Below are 3,809 nucleotides of genomic sequence, written 5' to 3'. Positions count from 1 at the left end.
CCCGGCCACGGGGTCACCGGTCCCGGCCTCGGCCTCCAGGAGGAGGGCCGCGTGCCGGCCGAGCCGGGCGAGGACGCCGGCCGGGAGCCACGGATCGGGCACGGGCAGGGTCGCGGCGATCTCGGCGGCGGAGGGCCGGGCGCCCGGCTCCTTGGCGAGGCAGGCCCGGATGAGCCCGGTCAGCTCGGGCGCGAGGTCCGCCAGGTCCGGCTCGTCGTGGGCGATGCGGAACATGGTGGCGTGGACGCCGCTGTCCGCCGTCCCGAAGGGCCCCCGGCCGGTCGCCGCGTAGACGAGGACGGAGCCGAGGCAGAAGATGTCGGAGGCGGCCGTGAGCCGTTCGCCGCGCACCTGCTCGGGGGACATGAAGCCGGGGGAGCCGACGAGCGCGCCGGTGGTGGTGAGGCCGCCGTCGGTGACGGTGTCGACGGCGCGGGCGATGCCGAAGTCGATGATCCGGGGGCCGTCGACGGTCAGCAGCACGTTGGACGGCTTGAGGTCGCGGTGGACGAGCCCGGCGTCGTGGATGTGGACGAGGGCGCGGGCGAGGCCGCCGGCCAGCGCCCGTACGGTGGCGGCCGGCAGGGGCCCGTACTCCTCGGCGACGACCGTCCGCAGCGAAGGGCCGGGCACGTACCCGACGGCGACCCACGGCGCCCCGGCCGTGGTGTCCGCGCCGAGCACGGGCGCGGTGCCGGTGCCGCCGACCCGCTCGAGGGCGGCGACCTCCCGGGCGAACCGGCGGCGGAACTCGTCCTGCGCGGCGAGTTCGGCGTGCACCACCTTGACGGCGACGGTCCGCCCGCCTGCCGAACGCGCAAGGAACACCCGGCCCATCCCCCCGGCCCCGAGCCGGCCGAGCAGGCGGAACGGACCGACGGCGACCGGGTCTTCCGCGTTCAAAGGCTCCACGGGGCAAGAGGATGCCAGACCGGGCCTCACCCGTCCGCGCAGATCCGCAGGCCCTTCGGAGAGGCGCAGGGCAGATGGCCGTGGACGCGGACGACGTCCTGGCCGCCGCCCCGGGTCAGGTAGGTGAGGAAGCTGGAGGCCAGGGAGTCGGCGGGGGGTTCGCCCCAGGTGTAGGCGTACTCGATCTCCCGGTACGGGTAGGGCGAGGTGCCGGTCTCCTCCGGGGACGGCAGCCGCCCGTCGATCGCCACCCGGTGGAGGCCCTTCAGGCCGGTGCCCGCGCGCAGTTCGGTGTAGCCGAGGGCACCGGGCAGGGCGGCGACGGTGGCCAGGACCTGCTCGGTGGAGTCGAGTTCGCAGCGGATCACCCGGGCCTCGGGGTCGTCGCGGTGCCGGCAGTCCTGGGAGGAGTGGGCGGGTTCGTTGCGGCCGAGGACCCGCCGCTGGAACACCTCGCGCGTGCCCGAGCCGGCGTTCCGGCTGACGAGCAGGACGGGCTGCCGGGGGCCGCCGGTGATCTCGCTCCAGTCGGTGATCTCGCCCCGGTAGAGGCGGCGGATCCGGTCGCGGTCGAGGGTGTGGACGGGGGTCGAGTCGTTGACGACGAGGGTGAAGAGGGAGACGGCGACCGTGCTCTCGCGCAGCTGGGGGTGGCCGCCGGGCTTGCGCCCGTCGGAGAGGGCGATGACGGCGGGGGAGCCGCGGGACGCCCGCGCGCCCTCCTCGGCGAGCCTCCGTATGCCGGAGGCCGAGCCGTGGGCCTCCACGACGACCCGGGAGCCGGGGCAGTCCTTCTCGTACTTCCTGGCCACGTCCCGTACGGCGGGGGCGAAGGCGGTCGAGCCGGTGACGGTGAGGGCGCCGCGGGCGCAGCCGAGGGGCGGCGGGGTGCGCTCGTGGACGACGAGGGCCGCGAGGGCCACCACGCAGACGGTGAGGGCGACGGTGACGGTCCTGGCCGCCCGGCTGAAGACGGGCGGGGTGTCGTCGGGGGTCGTACTGCGGTTGACGTGCACGTGGCCCTCGGCGATGTTGCCGTCGACGGTGACCTCGTCGCCGACCCGGCCGCCGGTCAGCAGGACGAGCACCTTGTAGTGGGCGCCCCGGTTGAGCGGCACCTTGGGGAGCTGGATGGTGGCGGCGCCCGTGGTGCCCGCCCAGCCGTCCGGGGCGCCCGTCCAGCTGTCGGGGAAGTGGCTCAGGAGGCGGGGGTGGTCGGGGGCGGTGACGACGACCGCCTTCACCCGACGTCCGGTGAACTCGACGGTCAGCCCGTGGTCGTCCCCGTCCGTGTAGTGCTCGGCGCCGATGGCGAGGGCGCCGTCGTTCTCGATCCGCAGGAGGACGAGGCTGGCGTGGGCCAGGTCGCGGGTGGCGTCGAAGAAGCCGCGCCGCACGGTCGCGCCCCGGCTCGTGGCGGCCCGGTCCGCGGTGCCGTCGCCGATGGCCGTGTCGAGCTGGACGCGGTAGCCGACGCGCCGCTGGTGCGGCACCCGCCGCTCGTACCAGACGGCACCGGCCGAGACGAGGACGCCGAGGAGCGCGGTGACCACGGCGATGAGGTTCTCAGCGGTGAGCCAGTCCACGGGGCCGACGGTACGGACGGGTGTGCGGGCGCGGGGCGGATGTCGCAGGCCGCCACCTGGAGTTCTCCCTTCCGTCGACCGGGCCGGGACCGGTGCCCTCCGGTGGGGTCGCGCGGTCGCCCGGCGGGCCCGGCGGGGCGGGTGCGCGGGCGGGTGATCAGCGGTTGCCGGGGGTCGGGAGCGTGGGTGTAATGGCCACGAGGGGGCCTTCCGACGGAGGAGTACCCCATGCGTGTCGTCGAAGTGTCCGCCTACGGCGGTCCCGAGGTCCTCAGGATGGGCCGCCGGCCGGAGCCGGAGGCCGGGGACGTCCCGGGCAGGGTACGGGTGCGGCTCAAGGCCGCCTCCGTGAACCAGGCGGACCTGAAGATCCGGTCCGGGCGGCTCGCCGACGCCCTGGGCGACCTGAAGCCGCCGTTCGTCCTCGGTTACGACTTCGCGGGCCGGCTCGTCGACCCGGCGCCCGGCCTGCCCGAGGGCACCCGCGTCGCCGGCTTCGTGCCGTGGCGGGAGGAGGGCGGCACGGGGACGTACGCCGAGGTGATCCTCGCCGACCCGGCCTGGCTGGCGCCGATCCCGGACGAGGTCGACTTCACGTCGGCGGCCGTGGTGCCGCTGGCCTCCCTGACGGCGGCGCAGGCGCTCGACGAGCTGAACCTGCCGGCCGGTTCCGTCCTGCTCGTGACGGGCGGCGCCGGGGTCATCGGCCGGTACGTCGTCCAGCACGCCGCCGCCCTGGGCCTGCGGGTGATCGCCGTCGCCGATCCGGGCGACGAGGCCGAGCTGAAGATCCTCGGGGCCGAGGCGGTGGTGCCGCGCGGCACGCCGACGGACGTCGTGGCCGGGGTGCTGCGCGAGGCGCCCGGCGGGGCGGACGCGGTGTTCGACACGGCCCTGATCTCCGACGCGCTGCTGCCCGCCGTCCGCGACGGGGGCGCGTTCCTCACCCTGTGGGAGGACAGCGCGCCGGTCGCCCAGCGGGACATCCGGGTCTCGCTCGCCCGGGGCCGCCCGGACGCCGCCCGGCTCAAGCGGATGCTGGAGCAGGTCGCGGCCGGCGAACTGATCACCCGGGTGGCTGACGTGCTGCCCCTGGAGGAGGCGGCCGAGGCACACCGCCGCGCCGAGGCGGGCCACCGCCCCGGCCGGATGGTCCTCCTGATCTGACCTGGTCCCCCTCAGGAGCGGGTACGGCCCCGGGTCCCCTGTGCGGGATCCGGGGCCGTACCGTGCGCGCGTGGGGTCAGGGACGCCGCTCCCGGTCGGTGACGTAGCGGTAGGCGTACCCGCCCTGCCGGGAGCCGGTGACGG

At 76.0% G+C, this 3,809-nt stretch carries 3 protein-coding genes; 1 reads left to right on the top strand and 2 read right to left on the bottom strand.

What is annotated here, in order from left to right:
• Together RIF68_RS30440 and RIF68_RS30435 are read right to left on the bottom strand one after the other, a co-directional pair.
• Window positions 1-912 (bottom strand): serine/threonine-protein kinase (locus tag RIF68_RS30440; RefSeq protein WP_309054498.1); only part of this gene is annotated, 912 nt, incomplete at its 3' end.
• 26 nt (window positions 913-938) lie between these two features.
• Entirely contained in the window at window positions 939-2,498 is a 1,560-nt protein-coding gene (locus RIF68_RS30435; protein WP_309054497.1) for a substrate-binding domain-containing protein, read from the bottom strand.
• 228 nt (window positions 2,499-2,726) lie between these two features.
• On the opposite strand from RIF68_RS30435, the gene RIF68_RS30430 reads away from it, so the two are divergent.
• Window positions 2,727-3,665 carry an NADP-dependent oxidoreductase gene (locus RIF68_RS30430; protein ID WP_309054496.1) on the top strand — a complete coding sequence of 313 codons (939 nt, stop codon included), beginning with the start codon at window positions 2,727-2,729 and terminating at the stop codon, window positions 3,663-3,665.
• Window positions 3,666-3,809: the final 144 nt, after the last annotated feature.

The organism is Streptomyces sp. (assembly GCF_031178505.1).
GTDB classification, from domain to species: Bacteria; Actinomycetota; Actinomycetes; order Streptomycetales; family Streptomycetaceae; genus Streptomyces; species Streptomyces gulbargensis.
Note: the sequence above shows the minus strand (reverse complement) of the source record. Positions and strands in the feature narration are given on the sequence as shown.

Bases quoted from the DNA above. Each gene is read 5' to 3' on its own strand.
- RIF68_RS30430 (WP_309054496.1), top strand. From the start codon at position 2,727: ATGCGTGTCGTCGAAGTGTCCGCCTACGGCGGTCCCGAGGTCCTCAGG.